Annotated in this window: 23 protein-coding genes; 17 read left to right on the top strand and 6 right to left on the bottom strand. The window is 40.3% G+C overall.

The genetic code is table 11. The features are described from left to right. From ACTWPX_RS12415 to ACTWPX_RS12445, 7 genes are all read left to right on the top strand, one after another. On the top strand, positions 1–1,536 hold the full coding sequence (locus ACTWPX_RS12415) for a distal tail protein Dit (RefSeq protein ID WP_443120045.1): 1,536 nt from the start codon (positions 1–3) through the stop codon (positions 1,534–1,536). 44 nt (positions 1,537–1,580) lie between these two features. Continuing rightward, positions 1,581–5,060: a phage tail spike protein gene (locus ACTWPX_RS12420; protein ID WP_443120046.1), complete on the top strand. Its 3,480-nt coding sequence runs from the start codon at positions 1,581–1,583 to the stop codon at positions 5,058–5,060. After that, positions 5,057–5,332 carry a hypothetical protein gene (locus ACTWPX_RS12425; RefSeq protein WP_443120047.1) on the top strand — a complete coding sequence of 92 codons (276 nt, stop codon included), beginning with the start codon at positions 5,057–5,059 and terminating at the stop codon, positions 5,330–5,332. The genes ACTWPX_RS12420 and ACTWPX_RS12425 overlap by 4 nt, the downstream gene beginning before the upstream one ends. 118 nt (positions 5,333–5,450) lie before the next feature. Continuing rightward, a complete protein-coding gene (locus tag ACTWPX_RS12430) occupies positions 5,451–5,645 on the top strand; it encodes a spore germination protein (RefSeq protein ID WP_443120048.1) in 195 nt (64 codons plus the stop codon). Positions 5,646–5,784: 139 nt separating this feature from the next. Then, positions 5,785–6,033, top strand: a complete 249-nt coding sequence (locus tag ACTWPX_RS12435; protein WP_443120049.1) for a hemolysin XhlA family protein — start codon at positions 5,785–5,787, stop codon at positions 6,031–6,033. Between the two features lie 4 nt (positions 6,034–6,037). After that, positions 6,038–6,313 carry a holin gene (locus ACTWPX_RS12440; protein WP_443120275.1) on the top strand — a complete coding sequence of 92 codons (276 nt, stop codon included), beginning with the start codon at positions 6,038–6,040 and terminating at the stop codon, positions 6,311–6,313. Position 6,314: 1 nt separating this feature from the next. Continuing rightward, the gene (locus ACTWPX_RS12445) at positions 6,315–7,235 is read left to right on the top strand and encodes a D-alanyl-D-alanine carboxypeptidase family protein (protein WP_443120050.1); all 921 of its coding nucleotides are present in this window, start codon (positions 6,315–6,317) and stop codon (positions 7,233–7,235) included. A 63-nt stretch (positions 7,236–7,298) separates the two neighbouring features. On the opposite strand, the gene ACTWPX_RS12450 is transcribed toward ACTWPX_RS12445, so the two are convergent. Further along, on the bottom strand, positions 7,299–7,472 hold the full coding sequence (locus ACTWPX_RS12450) for a hypothetical protein (protein ID WP_443120051.1): 174 nt from the start codon (positions 7,470–7,472) through the stop codon (positions 7,299–7,301). A 151-nt stretch (positions 7,473–7,623) separates the two neighbouring features. On the opposite strand from ACTWPX_RS12450, the gene ACTWPX_RS12455 reads away from it, so the two are divergent. Beyond that, positions 7,624–7,917: a hypothetical protein gene (locus tag ACTWPX_RS12455; RefSeq protein ID WP_443120052.1), complete on the top strand. Its 294-nt coding sequence runs from the start codon at positions 7,624–7,626 to the stop codon at positions 7,915–7,917. Positions 7,918–8,233: 316 nt separating this feature from the next. On the opposite strand, the gene ACTWPX_RS12460 is transcribed toward ACTWPX_RS12455, so the two are convergent. From ACTWPX_RS12460 to ACTWPX_RS12470, 3 genes are all read right to left on the bottom strand, one after another. Further along, positions 8,234–8,464 (bottom strand): hypothetical protein, encoded by a 231-nt coding sequence (locus ACTWPX_RS12460; RefSeq protein WP_443120053.1) that lies wholly within the window; start codon positions 8,462–8,464, stop codon positions 8,234–8,236. Between the two features lie 154 nt (positions 8,465–8,618). Further along, entirely contained in the window at positions 8,619–9,119 is a 501-nt protein-coding gene (locus tag ACTWPX_RS12465; RefSeq protein ID WP_443120054.1) for a DUF6199 family natural product biosynthesis protein, read from the bottom strand. 120 nt (positions 9,120–9,239) lie between these two features. Further along, positions 9,240–9,449 carry a hypothetical protein gene (locus ACTWPX_RS12470; protein ID WP_443120055.1) on the bottom strand — a complete coding sequence of 70 codons (210 nt, stop codon included), beginning with the start codon at positions 9,447–9,449 and terminating at the stop codon, positions 9,240–9,242. A 95-nt stretch (positions 9,450–9,544) separates the two neighbouring features. Here ACTWPX_RS12470 and ACTWPX_RS12475 point away from each other — a divergent pair, with 95 nt between their 5' ends. Together ACTWPX_RS12475 and ACTWPX_RS12480 are read left to right on the top strand one after the other, a co-directional pair. Next, on the top strand, positions 9,545–9,769 hold the full coding sequence (locus ACTWPX_RS12475) for a hypothetical protein (protein WP_443120056.1): 225 nt from the start codon (positions 9,545–9,547) through the stop codon (positions 9,767–9,769). Beyond that, positions 9,762–10,103, top strand: coding sequence for a YolD-like family protein (locus ACTWPX_RS12480; protein ID WP_443120057.1), 342 nt, complete (start codon positions 9,762–9,764; stop codon positions 10,101–10,103). The genes ACTWPX_RS12475 and ACTWPX_RS12480 overlap by 8 nt, the downstream gene beginning before the upstream one ends. Before the next feature lie 378 nt (positions 10,104–10,481). Here ACTWPX_RS12480 and ACTWPX_RS12485 read toward each other — a convergent pair whose 3' ends face one another. Continuing rightward, positions 10,482–10,613, bottom strand: coding sequence for a hypothetical protein (locus tag ACTWPX_RS12485; RefSeq protein WP_443120058.1), 132 nt, complete (start codon positions 10,611–10,613; stop codon positions 10,482–10,484). Positions 10,614–10,923: 310 nt separating this feature from the next. Between ACTWPX_RS12485 and ACTWPX_RS12490 the strand changes: the two genes are divergently transcribed. Continuing rightward, a complete protein-coding gene (locus ACTWPX_RS12490; RefSeq protein WP_443120276.1) occupies positions 10,924–11,061 on the top strand; it encodes an aspartyl-phosphate phosphatase Spo0E family protein in 138 nt (45 codons plus the stop codon). Between the two features lie 646 nt (positions 11,062–11,707). Beyond that, positions 11,708–11,872, top strand: coding sequence for a hypothetical protein (locus ACTWPX_RS12495; RefSeq protein WP_443120059.1), 165 nt, complete (start codon positions 11,708–11,710; stop codon positions 11,870–11,872). A gap of 78 nt (positions 11,873–11,950) precedes the next feature. Here the strand turns inward: ACTWPX_RS12495 and sda are convergent, their stop codons facing one another. Next, a complete protein-coding gene (gene sda, locus ACTWPX_RS12500; protein ID WP_443120060.1) occupies positions 11,951–12,094 on the bottom strand; it encodes a sporulation histidine kinase inhibitor Sda in 144 nt (47 codons plus the stop codon). 354 nt (positions 12,095–12,448) lie between these two features. On the opposite strand from sda, the gene ACTWPX_RS12505 reads away from it, so the two are divergent. The 5 genes from ACTWPX_RS12505 (at position 12,449) to yihA (ending at position 19,656) form a co-directional block, all read left to right on the top strand. Continuing rightward, positions 12,449–13,429 (top strand): tetratricopeptide repeat protein, encoded by a 981-nt coding sequence (locus tag ACTWPX_RS12505; protein ID WP_443120061.1) that lies wholly within the window; start codon positions 12,449–12,451, stop codon positions 13,427–13,429. A 149-nt stretch (positions 13,430–13,578) separates the two neighbouring features. Further along, on the top strand, positions 13,579–14,865 hold the full coding sequence (gene tig, locus ACTWPX_RS12510) for a trigger factor (protein ID WP_443120062.1): 1,287 nt from the start codon (positions 13,579–13,581) through the stop codon (positions 14,863–14,865). 326 nt (positions 14,866–15,191) lie between these two features. Then, complete coding sequence (gene clpX / locus ACTWPX_RS12515; RefSeq protein ID WP_443120063.1) at positions 15,192–16,469, top strand: ATP-dependent protease ATP-binding subunit ClpX; 1,278 nt, start codon at positions 15,192–15,194, stop codon at positions 16,467–16,469. Between the two features lie 279 nt (positions 16,470–16,748). Then, complete coding sequence (gene lon, locus ACTWPX_RS12520) at positions 16,749–19,079, top strand: endopeptidase La (RefSeq protein WP_443120064.1); 2,331 nt, start codon at positions 16,749–16,751, stop codon at positions 19,077–19,079. Beyond that, a complete protein-coding gene (gene yihA, locus ACTWPX_RS12525) occupies positions 19,069–19,656 on the top strand; it encodes a ribosome biogenesis GTP-binding protein YihA/YsxC (RefSeq protein ID WP_443120065.1) in 588 nt (195 codons plus the stop codon). The genes lon and yihA overlap by 11 nt, the downstream gene beginning before the upstream one ends. The last annotated feature ends 121 nt before the right edge of the window (positions 19,657–19,777 follow it).

Here is a 19,777-nt window from a genome sequence, read left to right on the forward strand (position 1 = left end):
ATGTACGATTTTGTGGATTTTTCAGAAGTAGGTACTAGACGTTCCTTTTCGTCTATTCAAACCATATTTAAAGGCACTAACTTAGATGGAGCATTAACCGATCAAACAGGAAAGTTTCAAACCCTAACAGTATCGGGGCGCAGTGACACGACGAATCGAATTAATACTGTTGAGATCCCTGGTAAAGATGGCTTGCTTGAGGTGGAAGGTAACACAATGAAGGAAAGAGAAATTACCGTCAAGTATCAGATTTCTGATCAAACGAATGAAGGATTCAGAAACAGATGTAATCGACTTAGTGCTTTTCTGGTTGGGTCTGGTGAAGTTGTAGAATTCACGGATGAGGATGCTCATTTCATAGGAACGGTTTCATCCAATCTCCTTCCAGAAGAAGACAGCAATACGTTGGTTGGTACTCTAACCTTCTTGTGTACGAACCCTAGAAAATATGGCAAACAGAAAGAAGCAAGCTTTAATGATGGTTATTTAACTCTGAATAATGAAGGAACAGCCTCAACAGATCCCATCTTTGAAATTGATGTCCAGGAAGATCTGACTCATATCGATTTAGTCAAACAGCTGCAGGATGACATTGAATTTATTCGAATAGGGCGACCACCTCTGGCATCTGAAAATGTTTACGAACGTGAAACTTTGGTGATGCACGATACCTGTTCGACGACCAATGGTTGGACGGAAGCAGGTTATGTAGACAGTGGTTATGTTGAAGGAAATATTGTGTCCGAAGGCGGGCGTTTCACACCGGAACTATTCGGTGGAGCAATATCTCCTTATAAATGGCAAGGTCCAAGTATTAAGAAATCTATAGGAAAGTCCTTGGATAGTTATCGATTGGATGTCTCCCTTGAAATGCAAAACGTAGGGAAAGGAACCGGGATGATAGAAGTTTATCTCCTAGATGCAGATAATAACACGGTTGCAAAAATCGGCATTGAGGATATATGGAGAACCCTTGATAAAATTCAAGCGAAATTCCAATTGGGTCCTGATGATGACGATCGATTTCATCATTATCGCGAAGCTGATTATGCCTGGGGATGGAATGACTTTAAAGGAGTTCTTAGAATATGGAGTCACGACCATTATGAAGGAGGGAATAGGAGAATCCGCCCCTACTTTGCCATTGTAGAACCAGACGGCACTCATAACTGGGTATCATCTGAGTTTATCTATATAGGTCCTCAAGGGTTGCACGACACTCCTATTACTCAAGTTCAAGTTGCATTTCGAGTTTGGGCGCCTACATCAAATAAAGCAGGCATGTTTATAGATGATATTAAAGTTTCAGAAATTAACCCTCCACCAGCTGAAGGTATTCAATATTTAGCTCTCGCTGGAGACAAAATAATTGTCGATACGGCAAAAGAAGAGATGTTATTGAATGGAGAGTCTATACGCATGGACCGTTCCTTTTGGTCGGAGTACTTTGAACTTGATCCAGGCGGCAATGTTTTATATCAATACCCAGCAGGTGCCCTGAATACTAAAGTGAAATACTCGCCGGCATATAGGTAGAAAACACAGTCCCCAAAGGGGATTTTTTTAATGGAGGTAAATAGATGAGAAAGGGAGCTCAAATCCATGTTACGGACAAGAAAACAGGATCCTTCCTAGATACACTTTCGAATAAGAAGAAAAATGTCTTTTGGGGAGATGAGCACGAGAGAGCTTTGAAAAACAACGCAGAAACTTTTAAATTCGTTACACTGCCAAATGCAAGAGCTGCTAAATATCTGCACGGCCGAAATCGATTATTAATTCCAAATGAAGATAACCGTCTTCACGAATTTATCATTCGTAATATAAAGCAGAACCGTAAGGAAAGGCAGGTTCATTCGGTTGCTTCCTTTACCGAATTGAAACGAGGTAAACCCATCATGCCTGGTACTTACACAGGGGCTACGCTCAATACAATGATGGACCATGCGTTATTTGGGACTCGTTGGACGCGAGGGTTTACGGAGTATGCCGGAACAATGGAATTTACGATAGAAGAGGTCATTACTCCTTATGATTTATTAAGGAAGATTGCTTCTGAATTTGATAGGGAGCTTAAGTATTACATTGAGGTGGATGATGGAAACAACGTCATTGCTCGAAAGGTTGATGCTGTGGAAAAAGCGGAGGAGTGGAGAGGCAGAGAAATCACTTCTGGGAAAGATTTGATCAACGCGGAATGGGAAGAAACCAATGCCGATGTTGTTACAGCTTTATATGGTCTAGGACCAAAGCGTGCGGATGGTTCAAGAATTATCGTTGAAGTAAGAAACGAAAAAGCTCGACAAGTCTGGGGTATCGACGGAGAACATGAATGGGCCATCCATATTATAGATTCTGAGAATGAGGACATGACCGAGGAAGAAGTGAGGAGTTATACCAAACAAGAATTAGATAAAAGGATAACTGCGAAAGTTCAATATACAGTTGATGGGGCAGATTTAGAGTATATTCTAGGTCGTTCTCATGAAAAAATTCGATTAGGGGACCGCCTATGGATTAAAGCAACGGAATATAAACCTGCGCTATATCTGAATGCTCGAGTCATCAAGATTATTAGTCCAATTACAGATCGAAGTAAGAAAAAATATGTGCTGGGTGAGTATATCAGATATCAAAAAGAAGACTTGTCATCTTTGAAGAAGTCCCTTCAAAAACAAATCGAAAAGAAAGCAAGGGTGGTATTTTCAAACACACCACCTCTAGATAAAAATGTCATCTGGATTGATACTTCTGGTGAGAAAAACACCGCAAAGGTCTTTAACGAGAGCAGCGAATTATGGGAAGCCGACAGCATGAAAGGACCTAAAGGAGAACGCGGTCCCCAGGGTTTGCAGGGGATTCAGGGAGAAAAAGGTGACCAAGGAATACAAGGACAGCCGGGAGAAGACGGCCAACCAAGTTATACACATATTGCCTACGCAAATAGCTCAGATGGATCCGACGGTTTTTCTGTAGGGGACTCGACAGGTAAAACCTATATCGGTATGTATGTGGATTCGAATTCGACCGATTCAAATACACCGTCTGATTACGTCTGGTCGAAAATTAAAGGGGAAAAAGGTGATCAGGGTGTTCCTGGGCCGGAAGGTGACGATGGTCAAACGCCGTATTTCCACACCGCATGGGCTGATAGTGAGGACGGTTTTGTTAACTTCTCCACCACTGTCGCAACTGAGCGTGATTACATCGGTACCTACACAGACTATACGCAGCCGGACTCGAATAACCCGGAGGATTACAAATGGACAAAGATTAAAGGGGAGAAGGGAGAAAAAGGTGAGCAAGGCCCTGAAGGCATTCAAGGTCCGCAGGGTATCCCGGGGGAAGATGGAACAGACGGTCAAACGTACTGGACTTGGATAAAGTACGCGGATGACAGTTCGGGAAATGGTATGGCAAATTATCCAGACGGAAAAGAGTATATCGGTATCGCGCACAACCAAACGACTTCTACTGAGTCTACGAATCCTGCTGATTACACCTGGTCGAAGATTCTAGGCCCTCAAGGTCCGACTGGCCCAGAGGGTGACCGTGGACCTACTGGACCCGAAGGGCCACAGGGTATCGAAGGACCTCAGGGACCAGACGGGCAGCCCACCTACACATGGATACGTTATGCCGATGATGCTCAAGGAAACGGCATGTCTAACTTTCCGGATGGTAAAAAGTATATTGGGATTTCTTCGAATCAATCTACTCAGACCGAGAGTAGTGACCCGGATGATTATACGTGGGCCTTGTACGAGGGTCCGAAAGGGGATAAGGGTGATGAAGGTCCTAAAGGCGACAGAGGTTCTCAGGGAGATACCGGCCCTCAAGGCGCAACAGGTCCTGAAGGCCCGCAAGGGGAACCTGGGTTCCGGTTGAACTGGACGACGACTGGTGGTGTCACTGTTGACAACCAAAACCGATTACGTCGTTCATCTGGCTCTGGGTGGGATTCTCAAGCCTTCTCAGCCGAGTCTTATAAAGATGGAGCATTCCTAGCGTTCAAGGTCTATGATCCTAACGGGCGTTTCATGTTTGGGTTAAACACAGACCCCACGACGAACGACTCGTATAGCTCTATCGACTATTGTTTCTACATTCGGAGTAACGGTGAGTTTAATGTATATGAAAGTGGAAACTCCCGGGAGTCAACGGCAACGGTAACCAAGGGAGACGTATTTGCTATCACGTATGATAATGATAAAGTACGATACTATCATAATGGTTCTCTTTATCGTGAAGTAAATGCACCTTCTGGCCAGCGTTTTTATGTTGATTCCTCATTCAACTATACGCATCCAACCTACCAAGTGTACGACCTTTACTTCTCTCCCCTTGGAGCCAAAGGGGATAAGGGAGAAACGGGTGCACAAGGTCCTCAAGGAGATCGAGGTCCACAAGGCCCAAACATCGTAGACAGTACAACAGAAATAGAGGCGAATGTAATCAGATCCAACCATATCAGCGTTTCAAGCCTTGCCGCCATCACTGCCAACTTAGGATATGTTACAGCTGGACGTATTCTTTCCAATTCAGTGATAGACGTCAAAACTGATGCTAAGATCGGCAAAGTTTTGGAATTAAAATATGATGAAGCATCAGACAACACCGCCTACATTCGTTTTGTTGACCAGTACGGAATAACCGCAGCGAATATAGCCTTTGATAAAAGCACAGATTCCTTAAGACTGTTCGCCATAAATGGAGTAGCTATTGAGAACGGCGTTTATACACCGTCGTTATCTTCCTATGGATCTTCAGGTGACATCGAGGTAAGAGCTCCCTTGGAAACGAATAAGTCCGAAGCAGCCAAATGTGGGATTGGTAGCTATGATCCTAGCTCAAGTACAGGAACACAGTTCGCGGGTTCTTTTGTGAAATTTAAGATCAAAAAAACCTATGTCCCTTCCTCGGTCAATCTTACTACCGTCAGTTCCTTTGGAGCTGATGCATTTGTGGCTGATATAAGCGAGGATGGCTTTTGGTTATATCTCAAATCCACAAGGACAAGTCAAGGATATCGTTACTGGAGAGGGGTGTATGAGGCATGATCAAGAGTGTGAAAAGTACTGTGATTACGAATGAATGCTATAGGTGCGGAAAAACAAACATTACAGATGTTGAAGGGAGAGTCGTTCCATGGAACAGCGAATTCCAAGAATGGGAATCCTTTCGAATATCCTGCCAATGTGGGAACAAAGAAATCTTAAATCTGAACACTCCTTTGGAAGAGGCGGATTTAGATCAGGAAGAAGAAAGGGAAGTTCAAAAACAGTTCATTAGAGAGATAATAAAAATGATTCGTCAGGACTTCGTAGAGTAGAGAGCGATCAAAAATTATATATCTAGGTATAAACCTATTTCTTAGTTAATTCCACTTTTCAACCATACCAACTGATAGATTCCCTCATATGTAAAGTTAAGGGGGATGATTATTTGCCTTGTTAATTATCGGGGAAATTAGAATATATAGTATGAGTGGTGGAGTTGTAAATTTTGGAGATTCATTGTATATTGCTCCAGAAAATATAAGTATATCTAGGTTTGGTGATGGAGCGGTAGATGGAAGTCAAGCCACCTCCCCAGCTTTGAACACTGGTACTGGCCAAGCAGTTACAGATCCAAATATAACATAGAAGTTAAAGGTTCTAGAATAATGTAATTGATTAAAAAATAAACAATTGAGTGGCTCACCATAATGGTGAGCCACTTTTATTTAAAATAGGAGAGGACTATACCTCTTCGAATTTAATGATGTTATTGAGGGGGTCAATTATGGAAGGACAATATGTGACACGTGAAGAGTTTAGCAGGTTGGACGATAAGGTGGATGAATTGCAGAAGGAGCAAACACAAACCAAACAAAGAGTCCGTCACGTCGAGCAGAAGTTAGACAAAATTGAAAGTAATACAACGTGGATTTTGCGCCTGATTTTAGGCGCTTTTATTTTGGGCATTTTAGGTTTGGTATTCAAATCACCTGACCAGGTGACATCTTTAGGAGGGCTCATTTATGGAAAATGAAATCATGACGCAAGTGTTGTTGTTTGCTACAGTTATCAGTCCTTTTGTGGTTGGATTCTTGGAGGTTGTAAAGCGATTGGCAGCTTTACCTAAAAACTATATTCCACTGATTGCTGTAGTTATTGGAGTGGTTTTAGGGGCTGTCGCTTATCCGTTTACAGACATGGATGTGACGATGAGGTTATGGGCCGGAGCTGGTGCAGGATTGTCAGCAACCGGTCTTTTTGAGTTGGTGCAAAAACGTAAGGGTCATACCAAAAAAATTAAGGAGGATGCTTAATATGGGGCGTGTAAAACTGCAATCGCTTCTTAGTCGATCGATCAGGAACATGGGGGAAGTTCATTCATCTGTTAAAGATAAAGCTATTCTCATCGTCAGAAAAGCATATTTTGAGGGGATCAACGTTCAAATAAGTTCAGGTTTCCGTTCTTTCGATCGTCAAAGAGAGTTGTTTAATCAGGGGCGTTATGGGAACTCGGGCAACATCGTTACTCATGCGGAACCAGGGCAATCTGTTCACAACTATGGTTTGGCCATCGATTACTTTCTCACCACTTGGGATGGATCCACAGCTAAGTGGACTGTGAACAATGATTGGAAACGCATTGCTGAAATCGGTAAGTCCCTTGGGTTCTCTTGGGGAGGTGATTGGAAATGGAAAGACTATCCTCATCTTGAGCTCACTGGTGGGCTATCCTGGAGAGACTTGAAAGCTGGAAAACGACCTGACCACCTCTTGAATAAAGGGACTACTCAGGAAGGACATTCGGGTTACGAATCCTACAAAACTCAAAAGGATTTAAAAGACGCTGGCTATAATCTTTCGGTCGATGGAATCTTTGGTCCGGAAACCGACCGAGTGCTACGGAAGTTCCAGAAAGAGCACGACCTTGAAGTTGATGGTCTCTATGGGCCAAACACGAAAGCCATGGTGGACAAGGTAAAGAAGGGTTACGTTGCTGCAGATAAAATAACAGAGGAGGAGAAACAGATGGAGAAAAACTTGAAAGAAACAGGATTTAAAGACGTAGAAAAAGATTCACTCTTACAGAAAGAGATAACAAAGGCTAAGAAAGCAAGAATAACTGTAGGTGTCGGAAATGATTTATTCAAACCAGACCAAAAGGTTACACGGGCTGAGGCAGTAGCTTTTGCTGTTCGTGCAGTAGAATCTGCAACTGGACAGGAAATAAAAATCTAATTGTTCAAAAGGAAGCCATTAGTGTGGCTTCCTTTTGATGTATATTGTTTGATTTATCTTTTGTTATTGATCAGGAAGAGAATTTTTTAAACTTTGAGCTACTTGGCTATTTTGAATATTTTGTCCCGCTTGCTGTACCCCACCATTACGATTCATTCTATTCATTCCATACATAGCTGCTGCTCCAATTGCTCCTGCTGCCCCTAATGCTAGCCAAGAATTTCTTCTGCGTCCCATATTTATCATTCCTTTTCAGTAAATTGGTTAAAGAAAGTACACGTCTATTTTGCCGCGAACAAAGTATTTTATTTTGGTTTATTTAGGAAGGACCATATGTATGATAAATGAATTTCTGTAGATATTAGAGGGTGAAATAGGAGGTGGAAAAATGAAGTTTAAAGTAACTTTTTTGTCGTGTTTATTACTAACCAGTGTTTTGACCGGTTGTGCAGTTAACGAACAACATGAACCAGAAGATATTAATTACGAACCAACTCGTTATGATCAAAGGGATCGTATGGATGATGGTAATGGCGGTGATATGGGACCGGACTTTAACACTCCAAATGTCGATAGAGATGAACAGGAACCTGATCTTGGTGAAGAACCTTCTGAAGAGAGAAACAACAATAACAATGACAATAATAACAACAACCGAGAAATGGATGAACGCTTAAGGTAAGTCGGTAAGTGAAATAGTTGTATTTAAAGAAAATCAAGTGTGACTGGTTCTATAACTAATTAAAGACTAGAAATTGATCGCTCTAAACACACCAAACTGGAAATGGTGAATAAAATAATAATGTGGTTCCAACATTCCGAAGAAAAATTCATCTGGAACCTCCTTCTATATTAGCCTATATGTGCGAACGTGCCTCGCCTTCCTCCAAAGGCGGGGCTATTTTATTTAAATGGTTAATGACGAAAATTACATGAGGATCTTTTAGATGTAAAATAGCAGCCCGTCCAATCGGATAGGCTGCTTTCATGTTGAATTTCTAATGTTCATCCTCGGGCAGATAAAATTCGTCTACAATTAAATCTCCTTGACCAAGCCCCTCTAAGTATCCTTCATACGTAAGTACTTTCACTTTCAGACGGTTGATTTCATAATCTTGATCCCCGAAATGCATATAGATCTCATTTAAAAGCTGGCGTACCTCCTCATTTAAGTCTTGCTTCGCTAATACTTCTTGCCACTTGTCCATTTTTAGCACGGTTTTATTCATAACTTTTCGCCTCCTTATTCTATAATCGTTAAAAAGGAGGGTTTTGGTGTCATTTTTTTCGAAATTAATTTTAAAAAATTTTCTATGTTAATTTTTGACCCATTTATTAATGAATAAAATTAATACTTAATAGCTTGGTTAGTCATGATCTTAATTAAAGTAAGATGAATAATCCAACTATCGAAGCTAAGATTCCACCAACCCGATTTGCAATTAATGCAAGTTCACTAGGCTCAGCATCACGTAGTTGCCAACCAATTTCTAAATACCAAGCTGATTGTGGGAATAGCGCGCCTAATAAACCGAATATAATGATTACTATACCTAGTGGATTGCCAGAAGAATTATTATTAGATGTAGCACCCTCATTTATTTGCTCATATTTATCAATAGCCTCTTCAGCCAATTCGATCTCTTCCATAGTAAATTCCACAGTGCCACTACCAAGCCCCGTACTTCCTGTTTTTTCATAAAAATATTTATGACCATTTTCGAATTCAACTTCATAACTGTAACCATTAGAGTGTTTCTCAAAGAATACCTTTACTACCTCTCCATTCGATAATTTAATCTCTTCTGGAGATTCTGCTGATGTATTAATGGGGATGAAAAGGCTGAAAAATATAATTACAATTACTTGAAGGGTAAGTCTCATTAATCCACCTCCTTCAGAAGATTAAAACTTAATATAGTCTGTCTATATCTAATTTACGCAGGCAAGTCAAAAAAGTTTCATAATTGAACAACCTGTTTCGTTAGTTGTGTAATTTTTGGCTTACTCATATATAAGCTCGAAATCCTTTACATCATCACTAAACTCCACAGGGATTCCCATAAAGTTCATGGAAAGGATAGCGGGGTCTCCATTTACATCAAGCACAGGGTGTAACATCATCTGTTTTTCCAACCACTGTTCATTCATTTTTATTTTATGAGAATAATCATTTTGGAAAATTGCCAGTTCCAGATCCTTAAAAGTCAGCATGTTAACTCCTCCATTTTCCAGTTTACTTCTAATAATGTTGTGATAACATATATAATAACAGAACAAACGTTCGCATTAAAAAGAGGTGACTATAAATGATGGGAATATTGAATCGAGCTGTAGATACTAAGAAAAGTCTTGAGATGATCTATGTAGATGGGAAAGGGAATATGACTCAAAGGAAAATCTGTGTTGTAGAAGTCCGTGAAAATCAAATCCTCGCTTATTGTTACAGTCGTAATCAAGTACGCTTATTCAGTAAAGACGGAATTCTCTCTGTGTACCCTTGGAAGGAAAGGAAAGGAGCAATTAATGGATAATCGCAATCGTGACCGAGGGACAATCAAATGGACATCACTAATGTTGCCTGAACATGTGGAGATGATTAAGAAAGTTTGGAAAGAGGATGAGCGAATTGAAAAGCCTATTTTAGATGAGCAGCAGTTAGAGGAGATTGGACTTACATTGCAACGTGTAATGTCGGATAATGAACCAGTAGTTGTTAAATATCATAATGGCTTTAGTTTCAGTGAAGATAAAGTCAAGGTGTTGCAGATTGACCTTAACGGTCGAAAAGTGAAATGTATAACTGTGAGGGATAAATTGCATACCTCATTTAATTTTGATCAGATTATGGAAGTAACGATTTTATGAGCTTGATACTGTGGAACCATAAGGTGTACATTATAATGTAGAAACTCGACATAAAAATAGGCATTTGGGGCAGAAATGGGGCAGAATTTTATTATTACTGCCCCATTTCTAATTGTATATATCATTTTAAATCCTTAAGAACGTTGACTTAATAGTAATTAAACCAGTATGAGCGTGTGCTATCCAACCTACACCAACAGCCTTCTAAGCTGTGGGTCGGGGGTTCGAATCCCTCCTGGGACGCTAAATGAAAAAACGCTGAAACCTTTGTGAGACAATGGTTTCAGCGTTTTTTATTTTGGTAGTACGTGGGCAAGAAGAATGGGGAGGAGACAGCCATTTTGTGCGCGAAATTACACGCCTACATGGCAAAGAGCTCTACTTGAAGCTTCCGCCAGTAACTTTTCGATCATGTTTTATTGTAAGTGTCAGCATAATAATGCTGAAGATTGTAGAAAGCAAGGTGCTCCCTATAATCATCCAAATAACTGTGCTCGTTTTGTCATCCATAAAAAAGCTCCTATTTACATTGATGGTTAGTAACATCTGTATTTTAGTTCAAGATTATACTTTCACAAATACAATAAAATATTCTTCGCATTTTTAGAAACATTGCAGATAAATAATTGTTCAGTGATTAAATGGATAGAGAGTAAAAAAGCTGCACATGGTAGATGGTACACGGGCGGGTATAACGGAAGCCCATTCTGATGGGAAATGATTCCAATGATTTTTTTGAATTATCCAAAGAATTTCACCCCAAAAAGGGTATATAACTTTTGGGGGTGGAATTATTACTGACCTAGAATTAGAAAAAAAAATTGAACAAATGAGACAAGAGATGCACAAACTCTTTCTCGAAGATCCTCAAAACCCCCAGGTAGTTAAAGTTTCGCAATCGTTAGATAAGCTCTTGAATGAGTTTAATCGCCGAAAAATTGCTCAAAAGAAGAAATAGGTAAATCAGGGGGAAAAGCAATTTGTTCGAATACGATGGCGAGTGGAAAGCCACCCCACATAGGTGAATCTATACACTTACAACAAAAAAGTGTGGCTTTCCCCTTTGCTGCTTATGATTTTCTAACTTCTAGGTCAGGAAATTATTGTTTCTACTAACGAATGGTTGAAGTGTTTCAGGATATTGCCTTACTTTCATCTGATATCTTTTTGGAAGTTTTTACGAAGTGCCATATGTACCTTTTTAAATGATATTCCAGCTTTTGAATTTTATGGTGGAATAGTGAAAGGGAAAGGTGAAAAATTTTTCCCAACTCACAATATGTAAATAAAAACACTAAGCGTGGACCATTCATATCTTAGTCTTATAAAGGAGTGGTTCTAGTGCTGGCGTTTACGTATATACTCTTAGGGATGTTCTTTTGTTTTTTTCAAAAAGAACCCATCCATCATAATAAAGAAGAACAGACATATTATATGTTTTTCTTACTAGCTTGGTTGTTGCTTTGGCCGATATTCCTCATAAATAAGATCATCAAAGGTAAATAAAAGCATGGGATGTGGAATTTAACTCTCATATCTTCCGTCCATTCCTCACACAATAAAGATGGCTTCATGCAAGCCAAGCGATTTGAGGAGTGGTCATGATGGAGAAGAAAAATGTCCAATGGTTGCCGATAGTCGCTTCCATCGGTATTGGGGCAGCTACGTATAGCATGATGACAGGGCAGGCAGGCCAGTTACAAAATGTCATACCAAGTCTAGCTAAGATGTCGGGGCAACGACAAAATAATCAAACCTCTAGTCAATAATAAAAAGCGGGCAGTCTTAATGACTGCCCGCTTTTCCCATCTAAAAAACGTTACCTGAAAAGTAACGTTTGGTGTATTTCATGTATGTAAGTTTTTCAAAGGCAATTCAATCGATCTTTTGTCAATTTCTTGAGTAATTAAGTGAACAAATTCATCATCTAACTGGAGTTTGACTGACTCCAAGTACGTTTCAAGTAGGGTTTGATCATCAAGCAGTGACAAAACGATACATCTCCTTAAGTGTTTAATTCGGTGAAATTTTATTCACATTTACTAATTCTAACAAAAAAAATTAATTCATCATGAGTCTAAAGTCCTGTTTTGGGGAGGTTTATACATATTCAGATATTATTTTAAAATAAAAGTCAGGGAAGGTGTAAAAACATGTCAGCTCATGTCCTTATCGATCATAAATTGCAGGAGGTGGAATAAGATTTAGTCGAAGTGAAAGTGCATTTCATTGTATTTCGTCTGAATATACTTTAGTATATCCTAATAAGCTAAGTGTCCATAGGTTTGAAATGGGCGGTTTAGGGTAACAATGAGGGGAGTATAAACTTCAGGGAAGGGTGTCTTATGGAAAATAATAACGGGAACATAGTCATGTTCCCAAAGTGGAAAATAACACTTGAACGAGTGGGTCTTGAGGCTTTAAAAGAGAAGCGGTATAAAGAAGCTGCAGAAGCCCTGGAACCTTTAGTCGAATATGATGTCGCTAGTCATGATGTGCTTACTGGATTATTGATGAGTTGGATTGAACTGGGGAAATATAATCAAGCGGAAGAGTTATGCCAAGAACAGATGAAAGAGGCTATTGAACAGTACTATCACTATTTACATATTTATATAACTATTTTATTCCAAAGCAATCGATACCAGGAAATTGTGGACCTGTTGGATGAAGTTTTTGAATCTGAGGAGATCCCCCATCAGAGCCGTACTCAACTTTGGCAGATGTATGAAGTGAGCAGAAAGTTGATGGAAGACCATAAAAGAGAAAAAGGGAATAAACTTTTCAGTGATTTCACTGAAGCATTGGAAACTGATGACATACATAAGCAGTGGCAAGCCTTGGAACAATTAAAGAAGCAGGAACCGGATAGTCATTTGAACTATTTTGAAACGATGCTCGGTAAAGAGTCGGTTCACCCGATAATAAAGTCTTCCATTATTGAGTGGTTTAGAGATAGTGCTGTGGACCATAAAGTCATGCTGACGAAGTTCGGTCAACAAATTGAAGTCATCCCAGCGGATTTGACTAAGCTGCACTCCGATTACATTATTAAACAAATCCAAATGCGTCTTGGGCAGATAGAGCAAAGTAACCCGACAATGTATGAGATGATTGACCAGCTTTTATATCACTACTGTTATGTAAGGTACCCGATTTTTCCTAATGAAGAAGAGGTGCCAGTCCTCGTTGAAGCATTGAAGCAGCTTGGCCATGGTTATTTGCAGACTCCATTTAAACCGAATGAGGGTATAGCGGGTGTGGAAAAGTATAAAGAAGAAATCGAGTTGTGTGAACATCACTATGTGTTGATTGTCGGTGAATAAGTTCCAATGTTGACCATGCCTTGAAAGGCTATAGGAATATGTTATAATGTAGTGGTTGCAAAAGAGATTCGTATGTAGAAGAGTCATAGAATCATCAAAACATCGTCTTATGGCGAAAATGAATGAATAGATGTTGGAGGGAATTTTTTATGTCAGCAAAATGGGAAAAGCAAGAAGGCAACACAGGTACTTTAACAGTAGAAGTACCAGCAAGTGAGTTCGATAAAGCACTTGACCAAGCCTTCAAAAAAGTCGTACAGCAGGTTCAAGTACCTGGTTTCCGTAAAGGGAAAGTACCTCGTAAGTTGTTCGAACAGCGCTTCGGAGTGGAATCACTTTATCAAGATGCTCTTGATATCATTCTTCCACAAGCCTACACAGATGCTGTAGACGAATCAGGAATTGAACCTGTGGATCGCCCAGAGGTTGACGTTAAGCAGATTGAAAAAGGTCAGGATCTTGTTTTCACTGCTGAAGTAACCGTTAAACCTGAAGTACAACTTGGGGAGTACAAAGGTTTGGAATTTGAAGAAGTAAGTACAGAAGTTACAGAAGAAGATGTTCAAGCTGAATTGACACAAATGCAAGAACGTCAAGCGGAGTTAGTCGTCAAGGAAGAAGGAGAAGTTGAGAACGGCGATACAGTCGTTATGGACTTTGAAGGTTTCGTTGATGGTGAAGCATTCGAAGGCGGTCAAGCTGATAACTACTCCCTTGAAGTAGGGTCTGGTTCATTCATCCCTGGCTTTGAAGAACAGCTTGTCGGTAAGAAAGCAGGAGAGGAAACAGACGTTACTGTTACATTCCCTGAAGAATACCATGCTGAAGATCTTGCTGGTAAAGAAGCTACTTTCAAAGTCAAGCTTCACGAAGTAAAAGGAAAAGAACTTCCAGAGCTTGATGATGAATTTGCTAAAGATGTCGATGAGGAAGTTGAATCTCTTGAAGAGCTTAAGACAAAGACTCGTGAACGTCTTGAAGAACAGAAGAAAACAGAAGCAGAAAACAACAAGCGCGATACTCTAGTAACAAAAGCTTCTGAGAATGCAGAAGTAGAAGTTCCTGACGCGATGGCAGACACTGAACTTGATCGCATGGTCCAAGAGTTTGAACAACGTCTGCAAATGCAAGGAATGACGAAAGATATGTACTTCCAATTCACAGGTCAAGATGAAGATGCTTTGCGCGAACAGATGAAAGAAGATGCTTCTAAGCGCGTGAAGACGAACTTGACACTTGAAGCAATTGCTCAGGCTGAGAATGTTGAAGTATCTGATGAAGATGTGAATGCAGAGCTTGAAAACATGGCTGGCATGTACCAGACAGACGTTGCTCAACTGACTCAGATGCTTGGTGGCAATACGGACATGATTAAAGAAGATCTGAAAGTTCGTAAAGCGATCGACGTTCTAGTTGCAAATAGTAAATCTGAATAATAAACTAAGAAGACAAGGTGCGGGAGTGCCTTGTCTTCTCATATATTTCTCTGTTACAAAGTATAAGGGAAGAGTTTTATGGGGAAGATGATTGATACTTCTCGTGGTTTTTACATACAATAGTAAGGGTGTACAAATGTTTGACTTATCGGGTCCATATCTACATAATGAGGTTGATGCAAAAGAAGTTTCGCACACCTCTAAAAGGTATTGCTTTTTTGTTTGCTGTTAATTTGGTATGATGAGCAAAAGAAACGGAAGCGTTAGCGTCATATCACGAAACTTCAGTCGCAACGATTGCGTCATTATATTAAGGGGTGAAACGTATGTTTAAATTTAACGATGAAAAAGGACAACTGAAGTGTTCTTTTTGCGGTAAAAGTCAGGAACAGGTCCGCAAGCTTGTCGCAGGTCCTGGTGTTTATATATGTGATGAATGTATTGAACTATGTACGGAAATCGTTGAAGAGGAATTAGGTAACGAAGAAGAAGTGGAATTCAAAGAGGTCCCTAAACCTCAGGAAATCCGCGAAATCCTCAATGATTATGTAATTGGTCAAGATCAAGCGAAGAAAAACTTATCTGTCGCCGTTTATAACCATTATAAACGAATCAATGCAGGGGTTAAGAATGATGATGTCGAACTGGCGAAAAGTAACATCCTCATGCTGGGACCTACAGGTAGTGGTAAAACATTGCTTGCCCAAACATTGGCTCGTATTTTGAATGTACCGTTTGCGATCGCAGATGCTACATCTCTAACGGAAGCTGGCTATGTCGGGGAAGATGTGGAAAACATCCTTCTTAAATTAATTCAATCTGCGGACTATGACGTAGAGAAAGCTGAAAAAGGAATTATTTACATTGATGAAATCGATAAAGTAGCCCGTAAATCAGAGAATCCATCAATTACAAGAGATGTGTCAGGTGAAGGTGTTCAACAAGCCTTGCTTAAAATTCTGGAGGGTACTCAGGCAAGTGTCCCTCCTCAAGGCGGACGTAAGCATCCTCATCAAGAATTTATACAAATTGACACGACGAATGTCTTGTTCGTCGTAGGTGGAGCTTTCGATGGTATCGACCAAATCATCAAACGGCGTCTTGGCAGGAAAGTCATCGGCTTTGGTTCTGAACAAGCAGCTGATGAGGAAGAGAAAAAAGAATTGCTTACAAAAGTACTTCCTGAAGACTTGTTGAGCTATGGCTTAATTCCGGAGTTCATCGGTCGTCTTCCGGTTATCGGCAGCCTTGAACAACTGGATGAGGAAGCTCTTGTGGAAATACTCACTAAACCGAAAAATGCACTTGTTAAACAATATCAAAAGCTCTTCCAAATCGACCATGTCGAGTTAGAAATGGAAGAAGAAGCACTTCGCGAAATTTCGCGCTTGGCGATTGAACGTAAGACAGGTGCCCGCGGCCTTCGCTCAATCATAGAAGGGATCATGCTTGATGTTATGTATGAGCTTCCTTCTCGTGATGATATTGAGAAATGCATTATCACGAAGGAGACAGTAACAGCGGAAAACGGCCGTCCTAAGCTTGTTTTGACGGATGGAACTGTCGAAGATGAGAATAAAGAATCTCCTAAAGAAAGTGCATAAAACACTTTCGGTGGATTCTTTCTTGAGAAGCCGTGCTACAAGTACATGTAGCGCGGCTTCTGTTTTATAAACGATTGTATTTAAACGGTACCAGATTCTTTACATAAGCATGAAAGGTATTTTTCTGCTCATAATATGGATATCCTTTCTATGATTCCCCTTGGCGCTAAGGTGTTAAGGGATTTCGGTGTTGGCATCTATTGGTATCGTTTCGTTTACTTTCCAATCACATTTATATATGATAATAATACGTATTTGCATTAAACGGAGGTGCAAGTGATGACAGACAAACAAAGAAAAATGATGCCTCTACTTCCTCTCAGGGGATTGCTTGTGTATCCATCGATGGTTCTCCATTTGGATGTAGGCCGTGAAAAGTCCGTCCAGGCATTAGAACAATCGATGATGGATGATAATGAAATCTTTCTTGTATCACAAAAAGAAGTAAATATTGATGAGCCGTCACACGAAGACCTTTATACTGTTGGGACCGTAGCACGTGTTAAACAAATGGTCAAACTCCCGAATGGGACTAACCGTGTGTTGGTAGAGGGGCTTTATAGGGCAAGTATAGAAAAGGTGACTGATGGAGAAGAGTTCTATCAGGCCGATATTCTCCAGTTTGAAGATGAACATGGGGATGGAAATGAAGAAGAGGCTCTTATGCGTACTTTGATGGATCAATTTGAAAAGTTTGTTAAAGTTTCCAAAAAAGTAAGCAAGGAAACTTATAATACCGTTTCAGACATAGACGACCCCAGTCACTTAGCTGATATGGTTTCTTCTCATTTACCAATCAAGTTGAAGGATAAGCAAATGATGCTGGAAACAAGAAATGTCAAGGAGCGTCTGCAAAAGCTGATTGATATGATTGGTAATGAACGTGAAGTATTGCAAATCGAACAAAAGATCGGTCAAAGGGTAAAAAAATCGATGGAAAAGACCCAGAAAGAATACTATTTACGTGAACAAATGAAAGCAATACAAAATGAGTTGGGCGATAAAGATGGTAAATCGGGAGAAGTTGCTCAACTGAAAGAAAAGATTGAAGAAGCAAGTATGCCTGAACGTGTGGAAGAAGTAGCATACAAAGAGTTGGGGCGTTATGAGAAAGTACCTCAGAGTTCAGCAGAAAGCTCTGTGATTCGGAATTATATCGAATGGTTAGTGTCACTTCCTTGGTCGGAAGAAACAGAAGATAATTTAGATGTAAACCATGCCGAAACGATATTGGACGAAGATCATTACGGCTTAGAAAAAGTGAAAGAACGAGTATTAGAATATTTAGCTGTTCAAAAGTTGACACAATCCATCAAGGGGCCGATTTTATGTTTAGCAGGCCCTCCAGGAGTAGGTAAAACATCCCTGGCTAAATCAATTGCCCGTTCTATCAACAGAAAATTTGTCCGGATTTCAGTGGGTGGAATAAGAGACGAAGCGGAAATACGCGGGCACCGTAGGACTTATATAGGGGCTATGCCCGGCCGGATTATTCAAGGCATGAAACGAGCGGAAACCATCAACCCGGTATTTTTATTAGACGAGATAGATAAAATGGCAAGTGATTTTCGTGGTGATCCTTCTTCAGCCATGTTGGAAGTTTTAGATCCTGAACAAAATGGTACGTTCAGTGACCATTTCATTGAAGAGCATTATGACCTTTCTAAAGTGATGTTCGTAGCCACAGCTAATAACATCTCTAATATCCCTGGTCCATTGAGGGATCGTATGGAAATTATAACAATCGCCGGCTACACAGAAGTTGAAAAATTACACATTGCGAAAGAGCACTTACTTTCTAAACAAGTAAAAGAGAACGGTTTGAAAAAGAACCAGATTCAGTTGCGAGATGAAGCTCTACTTAAGTTAATTCGCAGGTATACGAGAGAAGCAGGTGTACGTGGGTTAGAGCGAGAGCTGGCAAGTTTGTGCAGAAAAGCAGCTAAGATTATCGTCGCAGGTGAAAAGCAACGGGTCGTAGTAACTGAAAAACAGTTGGAAGAACTATTAGGTAGACCGAAGTTCCGTTATGGACGGGCAGAGCTTGAGGACCAAATAGGGACAGCAACTGGGTTAGCCTACACAACAGCAGGTGGAGACACTTTATCGATCGAGGTATCGATTTATCCAGGTAAAGGCAATTTGACTTTAACGGGTAAATTGGGAGATGTAATGAAAGAGTCAGCACAAGCCGCTTTCAGTTATATCCGCTCCAGAGCGAAAGAATTGAATATTGATGCTGATTTTGTAGAAAAAAACGATATTCATATTCACGTACCTGAAGGAGCTACCCCAAAAGATGGGCCATCTGCTGGAATCACAATGGCTACAGCGCTGGTTTCGGCTCTGACGGGGCGTCCTGTACGTAAAGAAGTTGGAATGACAGGGGAAATCACTTTAAGAGGCAGAGTACTGCCTATCGGAGGTCTGAAAGAAAAATCCTTGAGTGCTCACCGGGCTGGGCTGACGAAAATCATCATCCCAGATCAAAATGAGAAAGATTTAGATGATATCCCGGAAAGCATCCGGGAAAATTTGACTTTCGTACCTGTAAAACACTTGGACCAAGTATTAGAACAAGCATTAGTGGAGGATGTAAATGAAGGTTAATTATGCAGATATCGTCATCAGTGCGGCGAGTAAAAAGCAATATCCTAAAGCACCGATTCCAGAAATCGCGCTTGCGGGAAGGTCTAATGTGGGGAAATCATCTTTCATCAATCGGATGATTCAACGAAAGAATTTGGCCAGAACCTCATCCAAACCGGGAAAGACCCAAACACTAAACTTTTATATCATTAATGATAAGTTTCATTTTGTGGACGTCCCTGGTTATGGCTACGCCAAAGTTTCTAAAAAGGAACGGGCTAAATGGGGAAGGATGATGGAGGAGTATTTTGCAGAACGTGACCAAATCAAAGCGACTGCACTCATCATTGATATTCGTCATAAACCTACAGAAGATGATAAGATGATGTATGATTATTTAAAACATTTCGAGCTCCCTGTCATGGTTATAGCCACCAAATTGGATAAAATCAAAAAAGGCCAACGACACAAACAGGTGAAAATGGTTCGTGAAGTATTGGAAATGGAAGAAGAGGATACCCTTATCCCATTTTCTGCTGAGACAGGAGAAGGAAAAGACGTAGCCTGGCGGACAATGCTTTCTCACCTTAACATGTAAAGGTCTGTTATATAGAATATAAAAGTAGATTCTTTAAGATGTGAAAGCCACTTCTCGCAATGAGAGGTGGTTTTTTTATACATGAATAAGCATATTTTGTGCATATTAATACAAATCAAGA

Origin of the sequence: Halobacillus sp. H74 (assembly GCF_052246715.1) — a bacterium.
In the GTDB taxonomy this organism is placed as follows: Bacteria; Bacillota; Bacilli; order Bacillales; family Halobacillaceae; genus Halobacillus; species Halobacillus litoralis_A.